The 16,903-nt window shown below is 65.7% G+C and carries 14 protein-coding genes; 7 read left to right on the top strand and 7 right to left on the bottom strand.

All coding sequences use genetic code 11. The features are described 5' to 3' along the window. Positions 1-14: 14 nt before the first annotated feature. Both D3I60_RS06550 and D3I60_RS06545 read right to left on the bottom strand, forming a co-directional pair. Positions 15-1,529 (bottom strand): sodium:solute symporter family protein, encoded by a 1,515-nt coding sequence (locus tag D3I60_RS06550; RefSeq protein WP_262775332.1) that lies wholly within the window; start codon positions 1,527-1,529, stop codon positions 15-17. Then, the gene (locus tag D3I60_RS06545) at positions 1,526-1,759 is read right to left on the bottom strand and encodes a DUF3311 domain-containing protein (RefSeq protein ID WP_262775383.1); all 234 of its coding nucleotides are present in this window, start codon (positions 1,757-1,759) and stop codon (positions 1,526-1,528) included. Before D3I60_RS06545 ends, D3I60_RS06550 begins: the two co-directional genes overlap by 4 nt. 382 nt (positions 1,760-2,141) lie before the next feature. Between D3I60_RS06545 and D3I60_RS06540 the strand changes: the two genes are divergently transcribed. Beyond that, positions 2,142-3,833, top strand: coding sequence for an ABC-F family ATP-binding cassette domain-containing protein (locus D3I60_RS06540; RefSeq protein WP_262775331.1), 1,692 nt, complete (start codon positions 2,142-2,144; stop codon positions 3,831-3,833). Positions 3,834-3,961: 128 nt separating this feature from the next. Here the strand turns inward: D3I60_RS06540 and D3I60_RS06535 are convergent, their stop codons facing one another. The 4 genes from D3I60_RS06535 to D3I60_RS06520 all read right to left on the bottom strand — a co-directional run bounded on the left by D3I60_RS06535 (position 3,962) and on the right by D3I60_RS06520 (position 8,214). After that, on the bottom strand, positions 3,962-5,314 hold the full coding sequence (locus tag D3I60_RS06535) for a dihydrolipoamide acetyltransferase family protein (protein WP_262775330.1): 1,353 nt from the start codon (positions 5,312-5,314) through the stop codon (positions 3,962-3,964). Then, positions 5,314-6,432: an alpha-ketoacid dehydrogenase subunit beta gene (locus tag D3I60_RS06530; RefSeq protein ID WP_440588565.1), complete on the bottom strand. Its 1,119-nt coding sequence runs from the start codon at positions 6,430-6,432 to the stop codon at positions 5,314-5,316. Before D3I60_RS06530 ends, D3I60_RS06535 begins: the two co-directional genes overlap by 1 nt. Next, on the bottom strand, positions 6,429-7,535 hold the full coding sequence (gene pdhA, locus D3I60_RS06525) for a pyruvate dehydrogenase (acetyl-transferring) E1 component subunit alpha (protein ID WP_262775329.1): 1,107 nt from the start codon (positions 7,533-7,535) through the stop codon (positions 6,429-6,431). The genes D3I60_RS06530 and pdhA overlap by 4 nt, the downstream gene beginning before the upstream one ends. A gap of 163 nt (positions 7,536-7,698) precedes the next feature. Then, the gene (locus D3I60_RS06520) at positions 7,699-8,214 is read right to left on the bottom strand and encodes a YqeB family protein (protein WP_262775381.1); all 516 of its coding nucleotides are present in this window, start codon (positions 8,212-8,214) and stop codon (positions 7,699-7,701) included. 110 nt (positions 8,215-8,324) lie between these two features. Between D3I60_RS06520 and D3I60_RS06515 the strand changes: the two genes are divergently transcribed. The 4 genes from D3I60_RS06515 (at position 8,325) to D3I60_RS06500 (ending at position 14,252) form a co-directional block, all read left to right on the top strand. Then, positions 8,325-8,939, top strand: a complete 615-nt coding sequence (locus D3I60_RS06515) for a TetR/AcrR family transcriptional regulator (protein WP_262775328.1) — start codon at positions 8,325-8,327, stop codon at positions 8,937-8,939. 165 nt (positions 8,940-9,104) lie between these two features. Continuing rightward, positions 9,105-11,054: a hypothetical protein gene (locus tag D3I60_RS06510; RefSeq protein ID WP_262775327.1), complete on the top strand. Its 1,950-nt coding sequence runs from the start codon at positions 9,105-9,107 to the stop codon at positions 11,052-11,054. 222 nt (positions 11,055-11,276) lie between these two features. Further along, positions 11,277-13,169, top strand: coding sequence for a siderophore-interacting protein (locus D3I60_RS06505; RefSeq protein ID WP_262775326.1), 1,893 nt, complete (start codon positions 11,277-11,279; stop codon positions 13,167-13,169). 69 nt (positions 13,170-13,238) lie between these two features. Continuing rightward, positions 13,239-14,252: an ABC transporter substrate-binding protein gene (locus tag D3I60_RS06500; RefSeq protein WP_262775325.1), complete on the top strand. Its 1,014-nt coding sequence runs from the start codon at positions 13,239-13,241 to the stop codon at positions 14,250-14,252. Positions 14,253-14,262: 10 nt separating this feature from the next. Here the strand turns inward: D3I60_RS06500 and D3I60_RS06495 are convergent, their stop codons facing one another. Next, entirely contained in the window at positions 14,263-14,718 is a 456-nt protein-coding gene (locus tag D3I60_RS06495; protein ID WP_009883814.1) for an Lrp/AsnC family transcriptional regulator, read from the bottom strand. A gap of 418 nt (positions 14,719-15,136) precedes the next feature. On the opposite strand from D3I60_RS06495, the gene D3I60_RS06490 reads away from it, so the two are divergent. Both D3I60_RS06490 and D3I60_RS06485 read left to right on the top strand, forming a co-directional pair. Continuing rightward, the gene (locus D3I60_RS06490) at positions 15,137-15,913 is read left to right on the top strand and encodes an electron transfer flavoprotein subunit beta/FixA family protein (protein ID WP_262775324.1); all 777 of its coding nucleotides are present in this window, start codon (positions 15,137-15,139) and stop codon (positions 15,911-15,913) included. A gap of 11 nt (positions 15,914-15,924) precedes the next feature. Continuing rightward, positions 15,925-16,902 carry an electron transfer flavoprotein subunit alpha/FixB family protein gene (locus tag D3I60_RS06485; RefSeq protein WP_139906505.1) on the top strand — a complete coding sequence of 326 codons (978 nt, stop codon included), beginning with the start codon at positions 15,925-15,927 and terminating at the stop codon, positions 16,900-16,902. The last annotated feature ends 1 nt before the right edge of the window (position 16,903 follow it).

Here is a 16,903-nt window from a genome sequence, read left to right as displayed (position 1 = left end):
CGAGAGGCTCGCACCTACAAAGCTGCTGCCTCGGTGCGCAACTGCCGCTGGGCTGACGGCACCCACCGTGGGTCCGGCTTGGCCAGAGTGACGATGACGACCACGATGAGGTTCGCTGCGACAGCCCAGAGACCGCCGTTGATTCCGAGCAGCGGGTCGAGCCCCGTGTAGTGGAGGGCGACCATGACGACGGAGCCGACGATGAGACCCGCAGCCGCCGCCTGCTTGCTCATGCGCGGCCAGTACAGGGACAGCAGCGCGGCTGGCACGACCTGTGCCAGGCCTTCGTAGCTGAGCACGGAGAGCTCGACGAGCGCATCCGGCATGAGCAGGCTCATGATCAGGGCGATGATGCCGACGACCAGGCACACCCACTGGGACAGTGTCTTCTGCCGCAGGCCCCGTGCGTTCAGCTGCTCAGGCGTCATGGAAGCGGCGTCCTTCGGTCCGGCCAAGCCGCCGCACAATACGGTCCGTCCCCACATCGAGCCGATCGAGAGCATGTACACGCTCATCGGCACGATCGCCGAGAGCGCGCCTGCGACGCCGATGATCGCGACGATCGGCGCGGGCAGGGAATCGATGACCACGGAGAACAGGGCCAGGTCGGCGTCTTTGAGGGCAGGGACGACGAAGAGTGCAGCCACCCCGACCATCATCGGTACGAGGAGCAGAAGCTGATACCACGGTAGAATGATCGAGTTGCGTCGCAGAGCATTTGCCGAGGTGCCCGACAGATAGCCGGCGATCGACGTGGGGAACACGGTGATCGTGATCCCGTTGAGGATGATCGTCGAGATGAACCAGGCACCCCCGTAGATGCCATCTCCTGCACCGGGGAAGGTCAGCCACTGCGACTTCTCGCTCACGACGCGGTCAAGCAGAGGAGCGAGGCCGTCGAAATAGTGCAGAGGCACGTAGATCGCGAGGAAAGCGACAGCGAGGATGACCAGTCCGTCCTTGAGGACGCTGACCCAGGCGGAACCGCGCAGTCCGGAGAAGAGGATGAACGCCTCGGCGACGATGAAGGAGACGATGGCGGCGACCTTGAGGTCGATCGCGCCGTAGCTCATGGCGTTGACGACTGCACCCATTCCCTGGATTTGCAGCTGGATGTAGGGGACGATGAAGATCGTCGCGAGGACGGCCACGAGGATCGCCAGCCCACGCGAGCGGAACCGGTGTTCGACGATGTCGGAGAGACTGACGAGCTTGTGCCGGGCGGCATAGGTCCAGAACAGTGGGCCGACGAGGTAGGCGACGACGAGACCGATGCTCAGGTAGCCGATGAGGTAGAGGATCGGCACACCGTAGGAGTAGGACCAACCGGCCGTGCCGAGGAACGAAAAGCTCGTATACGTTTCGCCTGCCATGAGCAGCAGGATGAAGACGAAGCCGAGCCCACGTCCGGACACCGACCATTCGTCCAGCGACTTCTCCCGACCGCGGCCGGACCAGATGCCGATGCCGATGGTCGCGAGCATTGCGAGGCCGAAGATGATGCAGGCGATGATCGCGGAGGTGTTCATTTCCCGGCCTCCTCGATCTCGTGATCCTCACCGAATGCGACATCGGAAGGGATGTGCTCGGGCAGATCGTGCCGGTAGTACCGGTCACCGCGAGCGGACATCCACACGAAGAACCAGGTGAGGATCGTGACCGCGATCGTATAGGCGAGGATGAACGGCAATCCGGCGATGCGCGGCTCGACCGAGTTCGCCACGACCGGGGTGAGGACGTAGAGGACCACAGGAACGATGAGGAGGAAGAGCGAATACCGCCGCCGAGGCGGCCCTGACGTTGGGGCCGAATCGTGAGCTTGCGACTTGAGCGACCTTCTTTCACTCTCGACACCGGCAGCCGGTCGGCAGCCTCGGCAAGGTTAGTGCTGTGAGTCACAGAAGAAATGGCCGTCCGAAGTGTGGAACCGGATGCTCCTGCCGCCGGTCCGATGTGCTCGGCCGCACTGCTCGACGGTGATTGATACAATTGATGCCATGAATTTCGGTATGCCCTCCAGAAGGCTCCGCAGCCGCCGCTGACGGCGGCGGGAACCTCCACATCACTCTCGTGCGCCGTCCTGGCCCTCGCCGGACGGTGGCTTCATGCTGTCCGGCTCCACGACGAGCTGAAAGACCACGATGCCGAAATCAACATCTTCATCCCCCGAACCCGACCTGTCCGCAGGATCTGCCGCACACATCCGTGCCGAAGGCATTCACATCATGCGCGGCGACCGCGAGATCCTCACCGGTCTCGACCTGACGGTCTCCGTCGGTTCGCGACTGGCTGTCGTCGGCGAGAACGGCAGCGGCAAGACGACATTGCTGCATGTCCTCGCCGGCACGCTTCCTCCCGACCAGGGAATGCTGAGGCGATCAGGGACCGTCACGCTGCTCGAACAGGCGCTCGACGCCGACGACAATCGGACAGTCGGCGACCTCATCAATGCGTCCCTGAGCCAGGAGAAGGCCGCATTGGCCGCTCTCGACGCAGCCGGCGAGGCGATGGCACGAGACGAACCCGGAGCAGACGAGGCCTTCACCCACGCCCTCGAATGGGCGACCCGCCTCGACGCATGGGACGGTGAGCGTCGCATCGACACGGCGTTAGCGGGACTCTCCGCGTGCTCGGACCGGACCCGGAGCCTCGCCAGCCTCTCGGTCGGCCAGCGGTACCGGGTGCGTCTGGCCGTCGTCCTCGGCTCGAGCGCCGACATCCTGCTCCTCGACGAACCGACGAACCACCTCGACGCCCAGTCACTGGCGTTCCTCACCGAACGACTGCGCACCCGACCCGGCGGATTCGCCCTGGTCAGCCACGACAGGGCGCTGCTTCACGACGTCGCCGACGAATTCCTCGATCTCGACCCGAGCCGCGACGGACGGCCCCGGAACTACTCCGGCGGCTACCTGGGATGGGTGGAAGGGAAGCGTCGGGACCGCGAGAAGTGGGAGCAGGACTACCTCGCCGAGGTGGCCGAACACGCCCGACTGTCCGATGCTGCCGATGATGCCCGGTCCCGGTTGAGCACGGGATGGCGTCCACCGAAAGGAACCGGCAAGCACGTCCGAGCGACGAGGACCGCCGGCGTCGTGCAGGCCTTCAACCGTCGCGTCGAAGACCTCGAACGGCACGCCGTGGAAGTACCCGAACCACCCCTGCGCCTGCAGTGGCCGGACGTGTCGGAATCCGATGACGAGCGGTGCGAAGCGGAAGGCGGCTCACTGCTGACTGCGGAATCGGTCACCGTCGAAGGGCGGATGCGGCAGACGGTGTCTCTGAGCATCGCTCCCGGTGAGCGTCTGCTCATCACCGGGGCGAACGGCACCGGCAAGTCGACGCTTCTCGACGTGCTCACCGGTCGTCTCGATCCGAGTTCGGGTCAGGTGCGGAAACATCCGCAGGCACGGGTGGAGCTGCTCAGCCAGGAGGTTCCCGAATGGAACGCCGCCGACACCGCCGCCCGTGTGTTCGAGGACTATGTACTGCGGGCCTCACTGTCCGATGACCTCGCTTCGCAGGACCTCACTCTGCAGGACCTCGGGCTGCTCACGGCGGATGACTCGATGACACCGGTTCACCGGCTTTCGCAGGGCCAGCAGCGCAGACTCCAGCTGGCGATGTGCCTGGCGGTCGAACCCGACGTGCTCATCCTCGATGAGCCGACGAACCACCTGTCCGCCTCGCTGGTCGACGAACTCACAGAGGACTTCGGGACCGCCTCGGCGGCGCTCATCGTCGTCACCCACGACCGGCAGATGTTGGCGGATCTCGCGGACTGGCCGGGTCTCGACATCGGAAGAGCAGTGGTCGGGGACCGAGCACACTGAACCGAGGTCCTCTCGTTCAAGGCGGCTCGCACTTGTCGAACGGTGTACCTATCGACAAGTGCGCTGACGCTTGAACGACGCCTGGCCGCTTGGCGGCTGAGTCCACCTCGGCGTTGATCGAGGGCTCGTCAGAGCTCGGGGAGCAGTGAGATCGGGTTCTCGATGCAGTCGGCGACGAAGGTGAGGAACTCGCTCGGCTCCTGACCGTCGCACGCCCGGTGGTCGAAGACGAACGACAAGTACATCACCTTGCGCACAGTCAGCTCGCCGTCGACGACCCACGGCCGGTCCTTGATCCGGCCGAGGCCGAGCATGGCCACCTCGGGGAGGTTGATGATCGGGGCCGAACTGTCGACGCCGAACACTCCGTAGTTGTTCAAGGTGAACGTGCCGCCGGAGAGTTCCGACGGATCGAACCTCCCCGAGGCGGCCTTCCCGACGGTCTCGGACACGGAATCGCGCAGCTGCCGCAGGCTCATCTCGCCGACTCCGTGGACGACGGGAACCATGAGCCCGCGCGGGGTTTGCGCGGCCAGGCCGAGGTTGATGTCACCATGAGTGACGATCTCGCCGGCAGCCGTGTCGATCGAGGAGTTGATGATCGGATATTTCTTCAATCCGGCCACGACGAAGCGGGCGACGAGCGACAGCAGCGAATACTTCTCACCCGTGCGCGCCTCAAGTGCGCGCTTCGTGTTAAGCAGCTCGGTGGCGTCGACATCGAGCCAGATCGTCGCTTCGGGGATCTCCTGCCGCGACTTCGTTAGGCGTTCGGACACGACCTTCCGCAGCCCCGTGATCGGGGTGCGGGTATCGCGATCACCGGCGAGCGGTGACGTCCCCGCGGGGACGTGTGCGGACGGGGCACTGCGACTCGTGTCTGTCCCGGCCTCGATCGCGGTGAGGACATCGGCCCTGGTAACGACGCCGCCGGGTCCGGTGCCGGGCAGATGCTTGGCGCTGATTCCGTGATCCTTCGCGAGTTTGCGCACGAGCGGTGAGGACACGGGGGCGACCCGGCCGTCCGGTGACGGTGTGGGTGCGGGAGGCTCAGCGGGCGCAGTGGCGGGAGCGGCCGCGTGCCTGCCCCCGAATGAGCGCGACTTACTCGACCGCGTCTTCGGTCCGGAGGTGCCGTAGCCGATGAGGTTCGCTCCGCTCGAGTCCCCGTCGTCGGCTGCTGCGGACTCGTCGTCGGCCTCGGCCCCCGCCTCGGCGACGGAGAGCAGGGCCTGACCTGCACTGACGGTGTCCCCGGCGTTCGCGTGAAGGCTGACGATCCGCCCGGCGTACGGGCAGGGGAGCTCGACGACGGACTTCGCGGACTCGACCTCGACGACCATCTGATCGACGTGGACCTCGTCCCCGATCTCGACCTTCCAGGAGATCAGCTCCGCCTCGGTGAGGCCTTCGCCGAGGTCGGGAAGGATGAACTCGCGCGTGCCAGTCCCGCGCATCCCGGTATTCAGATCAGCACTCATCACAGCTCCCAATCCCAGGACTCGAGCGCATCGAGCACGCGTTCGACGGTGGGCAAGTAGAACTCCTCGAGCTTCGGCGACGGGTAGGGCACATCGAACCCGGCGACCCGCAGGATCGGGGCCGACAGGTAAGTGAAGTTGCGCTCGGTGAGGCGGGCGGCCACCTCGGCGCCGTATCCGCCGAACTGCGCGGCCTCGTGGATGATCGCCGCGCGCGAGGTCTTGCGCACCGACTCAGACACCGTCTCATCATCGAACGGAGACAGCGTGCGCAGGTCGATGACCTCGATGGACAGTCCGTGCTCGGCCCCGGCCTCAGCAGTTTCGAGCGCCGTCTGCACCGTCGGACCATAAGCGAGCAGGGTGACGTCGGTGCCCTCGCGGATGACCTGCGCCCGATTCATCGGCGCCGTCGTCACGGGCAGGCTCAGCGTCTCCTTCATCCAGTACCGGGACTTCGGCTCCATGAACACGACTGGATCATCGGCGGCGATCGACTCGCGCAGCAGCGAATACGCATCGGCCGGATTCGACGGCGTGACGACGGTCAGACCCGGTGTCGACGTCCAATAGGCCTCGGACGAATCCGAGTGGTGCTCGACACCGCCGATATCGCCGGCATAGGGAATCCGGATCGTGATCGGCAGGCTGACCCGGCCTTTCGTCCGGTTCCGCAGCTTCGCCGCATGGGACACGATCTGCTCGAACGCGGGGTAGGCGTAGGCGTCGAACTGCATCTCGACGACGGGTCGCATGCCGTTCATCGCCATGCCGATCGCGGTGCCGATGATGCCGGACTCCGCAAGCGGGGAATCCCAGACTCGGTTCGACCCGAATTCGGCCCGCAGTCCTTCGGTAACACGGAAGACCCCGCCGAGGCGGCCGACATCCTCACCGAAGACGAGCACAGTGTCGTCATCGGCCAGGGAATCCCGCAGCGCCTGGTTGAGGGCCTTCGTCATCGTCACCGATGACGCGGCGGGGCCGGCCTCGGGGGCCCGCGCAGTGCCGGTTGCGGTGTCGCCCTGTGCCGAGGCGGCCGTGGCGGTTTCGTCGTCCACCTCAGTCGAATCAGTGGCTGGGTCGGTCGTCGGGTCGGTGCCCGTTTCGACGCTCATGCGTGGCCTGCCGCGGCGAGTTCGGCTTCAAGAACCTGCTGCTGTTCGGCAAGGGCCGTGCGCGGGGTCGCATAGACGTGGGCGAAGAGCTCACGGGGATCGACCTCAGCCTCTTGGTTCATCGCATCGCGGACGGACGCTGCCAGGGTCTCGGCCGCCTCGGCGACCTCTGCGACCTTCGCATCGTCAAGGGCCCCGGACTGGCGCAGATACTTCTCGAGACGATCGATGGGATCGAACTGCTTCCAGTGCTCGACCTCCTCGGCGTCGCGGTACTTCGTCGGATCGTCGGAGTTCGTGTGCGACTCCATCCGGTAGGTGAGGCACTCGATGAGGGTCGGACCGTCCCCGTTCCGACCGCGCTCGAGGGCCGCGGAGACGGCGGCGAACACGGCGGCGACGTCATTGCCGTCGACGCGCAGGCCCGGCATACCGTAGCCGGCGGCCCGGTCGGCGAGCATCGTCGCGTTCGTCTGCTCTCGCAGGGGAGTGGAGATCGCGTACTGATTGTTCTGCAGAACGAAGACCGTCGGGGTCTGCCAGACGGAGGCGAAGTTGAAGGCCTCGTGGGTGTCGCCTTCGCTGCTGGCGCCGTCGCCGAGGAAAGTGAGAGTTGCGGCATCCTCGCCTTTGAGCTTCGCGGCCATCGCGAATCCGGTGGCATGCAGGGTCTGGGTCGCCAGCGGTGTCGCCGCAGGTGAGGCGTGATATTCGTGCGGGTCGAAACCGCAGTGCCAGTCCCCGCGGAAGGCGGCGAGGATCTCGGCCACGGGCACTCCGCGAGTCAGCAGCGCTGCCGAGTCGCGGTAGGTGGGGAACAGCCAATCATTCGGGGCCAGCGCGGTGGTGGCCCCCACCTCGGCGGCTTCCTGACCTGCCGCGGAAGGATAGGTCGCGAGTCGACCCTGCCGGGTCAGGTGCGTGACCTGCGCTTCGAACCGGCGGACGAGGACCATCTGCCGGTAGAGACCGGTGAGGGTGGCATCGCTGGGGATCCGCAGCCCTTCGGTCGGAGTGTCGGTGAGCCGGCCATCTGCGCCGATGAAGCTGATCGGCTGCAGCTGGGGCAGTGAGCGGCCTGTGGTGGGAACGTCAATGGTCATGGCCCCATAATGGCGTGAGCCGAGTCACGATTCCATGGCTTACGTGCAGGTGAGGACGGGCGGCCAAACGTGTCGCTAACTCGGGACGAAGGGGCCGGTTCCGGCAGGCCGAGTGGACGTTTGGCTGGACAGTGAGGGGGCGCAGAATCCGTTTTCGGACTGCTCAGATCTCGCCCCACCGATATCCACGGGCGGTGAAGGCCTCGGCGATAGCGGCCTTCTTGCCTTCGACATCGCCCTTGAAGGCCTGATGCCCGCCTTCGGTGACGACGACGAGCTTGCCGTCGGCGAAGTATGCGGTCGAAAACGAGGCGCGGGAGATGCGCAGCGGATGGTCGTCGTCTCGCCCGATGGTGATTCCGTGCTCATCGACGACCAGGGGAGTCGTCGAGGCGGTGATGAAGAAGGCGGCGATGAGTCCGAGCGCCCCGCCGATGATCGGTCGGGCGATGACGACCCACGCCTGGTCGAAGCGGCTGAGCTTCTCGATGACGTCACCGAAGGGGATGGGGAAAGTCGCGGCAATCGACCCGAGGGCCGGAAGGAAGAAGCCGAGCGCCACCCCGATGCCGATGCAGACGAGGCTGATGACGACGACGTCGGTCCGACTGAGCGCGAACGTCGCAGGGGCGTGGGGCTGCTGGGTTGCCGAGTCGTTCTTCCGCTGGGGTTGATCCATCACTTGCTCGATCCTCGAGGGCGTAGTCGGTACTCCATGATACCAAAGTGGAACACTGGTGTTCCACAAGTAGACTGCTCTGTATCGTTCGCAGAGTCAGGGGAGGGGGTGTGCCGGTGCAGGGTATGCGTCGATTGGGCCGAGAGGCCCTGGTCAGCGAGGCACTGTCCCACCTTGCCGCGAATCCGCAGGCGTCGATGATCGAGCTCTCGCAGTCGATCGGCGTCGGCCGCACCACTCTTTACCGACATTTCGGTGATCGGGAGGCGCTCGTCGGCGCGGCGGCGAGGCTCGGTGCCCGGCGATTCGGTGAGGCGGTTATGAAGGCCCGTCCCGGCGAGGGGACCGGGCTGGCTGCGCTCGAGCGGATCTGTGCGGAGATGTTCACTCTGCCCGATGTGCTCACCCTGCTCTTCGCCGACAATCCGATCATCACCGATGAGACCTTCGCCGAGGCGGCCGCCGAGTCCCGTGCGGGCGCTGAATCTGCGGGCGACGAAGATGATCCCCTCGAAGCCGTCATCGCGAGAGGACAGGCTGACGGTTCCATCGATGAGGACGTGCCGATCGGATGGGCGGCAGCATTCGTCTACCTCACCATCGGCTCCGGACACCTCTACAGCGTGAGCGTCGGCGTCGACGATCCGACCGCGCGCGCCAAGTCTCTCGAGCTGACCATCAGGGCGGTGCGGAAGACCCTCGCCTCGTCAGGGGCTGAGCGTTGACCAGGGCTTGAGCACCGACCGGGCCCGCAGCGCTGTGTGCGGTACCGCCGACTCCCGAAATGTGATCTCGGCAAAGCCGCGGGGCCATGCCGGGGCAGGTGTATGGCGGAGGAGGTCGGACTTGTTACCGTTATTGCTTCAGTCCATCCTCGGCAGGAGCAGTGCGTGTATTCTTTCATCGACAGTCCCGAATTCCACGGTATGGCAGCGGGCGGCAAAGTCAGCCGCAACCCCGGCACGGGCGATCGGATGATGCGGGAGCTGGCGCCGTTCCTCAAGGCCGAAGGCGTTGACATCGATGATCCGAATGCGGACTTCACCGAGGCTGACTTCCACGCAGCTATGGAGAAGGCGCAGGTGGAATACAACCGCCGCCTATTCACCCCGGTCGGTGCCCACCGCGGACTGGCTCTGGGGAAGCTGCGCTCCTTCTCCCTTGCCTTCGCCGAAGACGATATCAAGCGCGCCGAGGCTGTTGTGGCCTCTCTGCCCTCCGGTCCCGAGGACTTCAGCCCGAGCGTCGCGCAGGTGACCGGGGCGGCGATGGGGCTCCTCGACGAATGGTTCACAGACGACGTGCACGGACCGAAGCTCGGCGGAGTGATGGCACCGAAGTGGTCGGCGAAGAAGTCTCGCGCCGTGGCTCGCGACATCCTGGCCCTGGCACAGAAGGGGCGCGTCGTCGACAGCCTCGACCGTCTCATCACCAGCAACAGCGGACGTCCCGTCCTCGAGGGGGCCATGCTCGCCGTAGCCGCCGCGGTCGTGCGGCTGACCAAGCGAAACAAGGTCTCGGAGCAGGACGTCGTCGACGAGCTCATGCCACTCGACGGTTATCCGGAACCGGTTGCAGGCACTTACGGCTCCACCGGCCGCGTGAGCCGAGACGTCCAGGAAGCCCAGGACGGCCCTGCCGCAGAACAGGACCTGCCGGAGTGGCTCGGCGGATCGAGCGCCCAGGCGAGTGCACAGGCGAATCCCAACCCTGACCCGCAGGGCATCGATGCGCGAATGGACGAGGTCGAGAAGACCGTCTACGAGATGCCCCTCTACCAGCGCTTCCGCGACTGGCTGGCCGAGACTTACGACGACGTCGACGAGGACTCAGAGGTCTTCGATATCGCCCACCTCCTGTTCTGCATCGCCGTGTCCTCCCGTGCGGATATCGACGAACCGGAGGGAATCGACGACCTCCTCGACGTCCTTGAAAGCTTCGCGGTCGACGGACAGGAGGAGGCCGAGAAGACCGATGGCGAATCGCCGTCGACGGTGATCTTCCTCGACAGCCTCGAAGCTCTCGACAACTATCTCCGTTTCCGCACGGACACCGACGAGAACCCCGAACGCTGGCACTCCGCCCGCGCCCGCGCCGAGGCCGCGAGCATGCGCACCGATCCGCTGCCCTCTGCTCTGATGGCTGCAGTCGAAGCCAATGCACTGAGCGAGGAGCGGCTCGCGCAGCCCATTCCGAACAACCGCCTCGTCGAGGGCGTGGTCGGCATTCTCGACTGGATCGGCGACTCCCGCCCGCTGACCGGTACGGGGCGGGTGAAGCGAGCCGATATCGCCGAGGCGGCCGGAAAGTTCGGCATCAACGCCGTCGGAGTCGCGTCGAACGCCCGTTTTGAAGACGGCGTGAACTATGCGCGCAGCGCCGACGAGGTGCCCGTCCTCGAGGCGATGTGGGCCGTGATGCAGAGCGCCGAGATCACCGAGATCACCGGCACCAAGGTCCGCCCGGGAAGTACCGCCGACGAGTGGAAGAAGGGCGAGGTGAGCGCGGATACCGCACTGCCGGTCATCGGCGCCTTCATCTACGAGCGGCTGCTCGACGTGATCAACCTCGTTCCCGGGGAGGACTACGGCGCCCCGGCGATCACGATCGCCCAGCGCCTCATCGAGATCCTCGCTCCTGACTCGGCACCCGAACGCCCCGAACTCGACCTCGGCGAGGTGCGCGCCGAGCGGCTCTCCACGCTCTTGGCGGACGAACTGCAGGAGCTCACCGAGCTCGGGCTCCTCACGGCAGATGGAGACACGCTGTCTGTCGAGCCGGTGTACAAGCGCATCGTCGCCGGTGCCGCGCTCATGCTGCTGTCGGGACCGCGCGAATAGGACGAAGCGATATCCGAGGAGTCGGAGCGAACCGAGGTGGCGGCCTCTGGTCGGTGTTGAAAATAAGTGGTTGCACCTGCTGCGATCCCAGGTTAGGCTCACCTATGAGATATAGGGAATATCGGTCTTGCCTAAGGCAGTTGACACACCTGCTTGAACTTGTGGGTCCGGCTTCTCTGTTTCTCGCTGTTTCATACGTCAAGAACCCTCGGAGCTGAATATATGCCGCGCACTTCCAGGCCTCTGCAGGTGCTGCCGATCATCCTGCGCGAGGTGGAAGTCACGGGCATCGCCGACATCACCCCGAACATGCGACGCCTGACAGTTTCAGGCGATCAATTGGCGGCCGGTGGGGTCGGCGAGACCGTACGGCCTGCATTCCGCTCCGAGGGTTTCGACGATCACGTGAAGCTCGTCATTCCCCCGCCCGACGGCTCATCCCTCGATATCGGCGAGCAGGAGGAGTTCCGCTTCAACTGGAACCGCGAAGCGCTCAACCGTGCTCGTGACTACACCGTTCGCAGCGTCGACCACGAGACGAACTCCTTCAGCATCGACATCGTTCGCCATGACTCCGGACTGGCCTCTGACTGGGCTTTCGGCGTCGCGGTCGGTGATCGGATCAGCTTCGCCGGACCGAAGACCTGCGCCGGCTTGGCCGACGACATCGACTTCCACCTCCTCGTCGCTGACGAGACGGCGCTGCCCGCTGTCGGGCGCTGGCTCGAAGAGGCACCTGCGGGCACCCGCGGTCACATCATCGTCGAAGTGCCCACCTCCGACGACATCCAGGACATCACCACCGAAGCCGATGTCGAAATCGACTGGCTCATCCGCGGATCCACCGCACCGGGCGAATCGCGCCTGATGGTCGACGCCGTGAAGAATCTCGACCTGCCTGAAGGCCGCACTTTCGCCTGGTGTGCGGGCGAGACGCTGACCATCGCCCCCATCCGCCGCTATCTGCGCCGGGAGATCGGCCTTCCCAAAGAGGACGTCGAGGTCGTCGGCTACTGGCGGAAGATGCCGACTCGTCCCGCCGCGCCAAGTGCGGCAGTCGCCTCCACTCCCGAGGCCACGCTCGAGGGATCTGGGGCCGAACCCGCCCCGGCCGATAATTCGGCCCCTTCTGCAGCAGCCGGCGGCGAGGGCAGCGCCGAACCGGACGGAACTCTCGAGGTCCTCCACCAGGTCCACGAAATGACCGAACTGCTCCCAGCGATCATCACCCGGACAGCCGTCACCTTCGGCATCAACGACCTCATCGCCGGCGGAATCGCCACCGCCGAGGCGATCGCGGCCGAACTCGGCCTCGACCCCGACCGCGTGCGGCCGGTGCTGACAGCCATGTGCTCCCTCGGGCTCCTATCTCGCGAGGACGAGATCTACCGCAACACCCCGACCGGAGCGGTTCTCACCGGCGAGGGTGCCTCCGACGGGCTCGACCTGAGCGATCCGGCGCTGCTCGACCTGTTCTCCCTCGTCGACCTCGTCGACGTGCTCAGCGGCGGGTTCGCCTCCCGCACTTCGCGCGCCTCGACGATTCAGGCTCCCACCTGGCATGCCCAGCGCGACGCCGACCCCGAACTCGACTCCGCCCACCGGCGACGCAGCCTCGACCACCTGCAGTATGTCCTCGATCTCATCCTCGACCTCGAACCCGTGGCCTCGGCCGAGAGCCTCGCCGTCGTCGGTGATGTCGACGCCGAGGCGGCCGCCGCCCTGACGAGGAAGGCCTCGCATTCGGGGCGGACGATCAATACTCCCGGCGCACAGGGCCTGTCCGGTCGACGACCCTGGCCGGACGTCGACTGCACCCTCGTGATCGCCGGATTGACGGGGCGATCTCGGACAGAGGTGACCTCGTTGTTGGACCGGATGCTCGCCGCGAGCCGGACCGTGGTGATCGTCGAACCCTTCACCGACGATGCCGAGACCGATGACCATCAGGCCGAAGAGCTCATCACGGTCCTGGCCACCACCGGGAATCCGTCGCTGACCAGCGGCGAGCTCGTCATCGATCTGCACAAGCTCGGAGCCGCGCACGTACAGGTGAGAGACATCGGATGGGGGTTCGGCCGGTTCCGATCGGCCGTGATCGCCGCACGCTCCTGAACTGCCTCTCCGGGGCCCGGCCGCCTCACCCGGACGTTCAACAGAACAAAGAAGAATAAGGACAAACGTATGTCATTGACGCGCCTGACCGCGGCTGTCATCGCCGGAGCCGCCGGCCTCGCCCTCCTCGCCGGATGCGCAGGCGGCAGTGAGGAAGCGAACCCGGGCGCTGCCTCCGAGACGCGCACCGTCACCGATGCGACCGGCTCGGAGGTCGAAGTGCCCGCGGCTCCGAAAGCCGTCGCGACACTGCACTATGCCGCCACCGAGACCCTCATGGATCTTGACGAGCCTCCCGTGGCGCAGGGCGAGTACCAGGATCCGGCCGTGCCCGAGGAGTGGCTCGATGAACTCGAAGGCATCCCTGCAGTCAGTCAGCAGGAGCCGGACCTCGAGAAGCTCGCCGAGGCCGAACCCGACCTCATCCTGTCCCCGAACATCTTCGAACCGGAGATGATCGAGCAGCTTGAGGAGATCGCACCCGTCTACCAGTTCACCCTGCGCGGCGGAGACCGCGCGAACTGGCAGCAGCGTGTTGCGGAAGTCGCAGACGCCGTCAACAAGACCGATCAGCTCGACGAACTCGACAGAGAATTCACGGCTCGGCAGAAGCAGCTCGGCGAAAAGCACTCCGAGGTCACCGGGGGCACCACGATCGGAGTGGTGTCCTCCTTCGAGGACAACTCGGCATATCTGTGGGGCAGTGAGAACATGCTCGGCACTATTCTGTCCCCGCTCGGGTTCGATTGGTCAGCCGACGAGGACGCCATGGTGAAGAAGTACGGGAAGGCCGAACAGGGAGGCAATAAGTCCGGCACCGTCGAGCCCGAAGCTCAGATCTCGCTGGAAGTCCTCGACCGCAGTCTGTCCGATGCCGACATCATCTTCGTCAACTCGGACCTGCGCGGCGACTATGACTCGTTGACGAGGGCGCTCATGGACTCTGCCGTGTTCAAAGACCTCCCGGCTGTCCGGGCCGGACACGTCTATCCGATCGGCAAAGCCACAATCGCCGGATACTCCGACGCGGATTATGGTCTCGACCTTGCCGAGAAAGCCATCACCGAGTACCAGAAGCACTGAGCCACACGACTCAGCCTGCGCCGGGACGGTGGCCCTCGGCCTCATCGAGGATGAGGAGCGAGCGGGAGGACACGACGCCCGGGACTTCGTGGATCCGGCGCAGGATCACCTGCGACAGTGCAGTGTTATCCGGGGCATTGACCGTCACCAGGGCGTCGATGTCCCCGCTGACGGCTTGGACCTTCTCCACGAACGGAAGGGCTGCCAGGTCGTCACGGACCTGCGGCCAGGGGCGCTCGCCGATCTTGACGACGACGACCGCGGTCACGGTCATGCCGAGAGCCTCGCGGTCCACCTCGGCGGTGAATTTTCTGATCGCACCCGATTCGATGAGGGTGGTGAAGCGCTTATGCGCGGCGGAGCGGGAGATGTGGACGCGTTCGGCCAACTGGCGCACGCTCAGGCGCGAGTCCTCGACGAGGGCGGCGATGATGCTGCGGTCGATGTCGTCGAGGTCGAATGCCACGGGGCGCTCCTTCACCGTTGATGTCTGCGTTTTGCCTGCGACCTCTGCGTCCAGCCCGCCCGGATGCACTCGCTCGGAGAGTCGGCGATGTCCACCGGGCGGAAAGGTCGGTCTGCGTCCCATTCTAGGGCCCCGCCTCGGTGAGGGAGCGGCCGCGCGTCGAGGTCCCGTCGTCGACGACAGGGGACCGCCTCGGCGAGGGAAGCTCACGAGTTTGCGGAGCCCGACGCACTGGACAAATTCTGTCGATCGTTCGTACAGTAACGGAGATATCTGTGGTGCCTACCACGTACCATGGGTGATGGACATGATCGGTTCTAACCCGGACCCGGTCAACGGACGGAAATCAGCCACCTGTAGATTATGAGACGAAAGTCTCACGCAGCTGGAACTGCTTCACGAACCTAAGGAGTCATCCTTGAAGATCGCGGTGTTGGTCAAAGAGGTCCCGGATACGTACGGCGACCGCAAGTTGAACTTGGAAACCGGGCTCGCCGATCGCGGCGCCTCGGAAGCCGTCCTCGATGAGATCGGTGAGCGCGCCCTCGAGGTCGCCCTGACGCAGAAGGACTCCGACGGCGACACCGAGGTGACCGTCATCTCGATGGCGCCCGATACCGCGACCGCGACGATCCGCAAGGGTCTGGCCATGGGCGCCGACAACGCCGTGCACGTGGCCGACGAAGGTCTGGCCGGCGCCGATCTCGGGCTGACCGCCGAGGTGCTCGCCGCCGCTCTGCGCCGCGGTGAGTTCGACCTCGTCGTCACCGGCAACGTCTCCACCGACGGCAACGGCGGCATGATGCCGGCGATGCTCGCCGAGCACCTCGACTACCCGCACGTGACCGGCCTGACGGCCGTCGAACTGGGCGACGGCAAGGTCTCCGGCACCCGCGCGGTCGAAGGCGGCAAGCAGCAGGTGTCTGCTGAACTGCCCGCCGTCATCTCCATCACCGAGGCGCTTCCCGAGGCCCGATTCCCGAACTTCAAGGGCATCATGGCGGCGAAGAAGAAGCCCTTCGAGGTCATCAGCCTGTCCGATCTCGACATCGACGCCGAGGACCAGTCCGTGGCCCGTTCGATCATGGTCACCGTCGCTGAGAAGCCGCCGCGCGAAGCCGGCGAGAAGGTCGTCGACGAAGGCAATGGCGGAGTCGAACTCGCCGAATACCTCACCAAGAACCGTCTGGCCTAAGGAGAATCGTCATGTCAGAATTCCCGCAGGATTCCATTCTCGTCGTCCTCACCGCCGATGCCGAAGGCCAGCTGGAGAAGCCGGCCGCCGAACTGCTCGGCGGTGCCGCTGAGATCGGCTCACCCGTCGCCCTCGTTCTCGCCGCCGGCAGCGCCGACGCCGCTGCCGAGAAGGCCGCCGAACTCGGCGCCGTGGCGACCCTGACCGCCGCAGCCACCGAGGGCAACCTCGGCACTGCGGCCGTCGACGCCGTGGCCGCAGCCGCGGAGCTCACCGCTCCCGACGCCGTTCTCGTGCCCAATACTCTCGACGGTCGTGACATCGCCGGTCGCTACGCCGTGCGCAGCGGATCGGCCGTGTCCGTGGACGCCACCGGACTCGAACGCGACTCCGAGGGCATCGTGGCCAATCACTCCGTCTACGGCGGCGGCTACACCGCCTCCTCGGCCCCGACCTTCGGTGCGCCCATCGTGACCGTGCGCCTGGGCTCGATCGAGGCTCGCGCAGAAGCACAGTCCGCGAACACGCAGGCCCTCGAGGTCGCCGATTCCGGTAAGCGCTCCGCCGCGATCGACTCATTCGAAGCCGTTGTCGAAACTTCCTCGCGTCCCGAGCTGCGCGGCGCGCAGAAGGTCGTCTCCGGTGGCCGCGGCGTCGGTTCGGAGGAGTCCTTCGAGCTCGTCGGCGAATTCGCCGACACCCTCGGCGCAGCCGTCGGTGCCTCCCGTGCGGCCGTCGACGCCGGCTACATCGCCCAGTCGCACCAGGTCGGCCAGACCGGTGTGTCGGTGTCCCCGCAGCTCTATGTGGCGCTCGGCATCTCCGGCGCGATCCAGCACAAAGCCGGTATGCAGACCTCGAAGACCATCGTCGCGGTCAACAAGGACGCCGAAGCTCCGATCTTCGACATCGCCGATTTCGGCGTCGTCGGCGACCTGTTCAAGGTCGTTCCCCAGGCCATCGAATCACTGAACGAGAACAAGTCCTGAT

Origin of the sequence: Brevibacterium permense, from assembly GCF_025506275.1 — a bacterium.
In the GTDB taxonomy this organism is placed as follows: Bacteria; Actinomycetota; Actinomycetes; order Actinomycetales; family Brevibacteriaceae; genus Brevibacterium; species Brevibacterium permense_A.
This window is presented reverse-complemented; position numbering and strand designations above follow the sequence as displayed.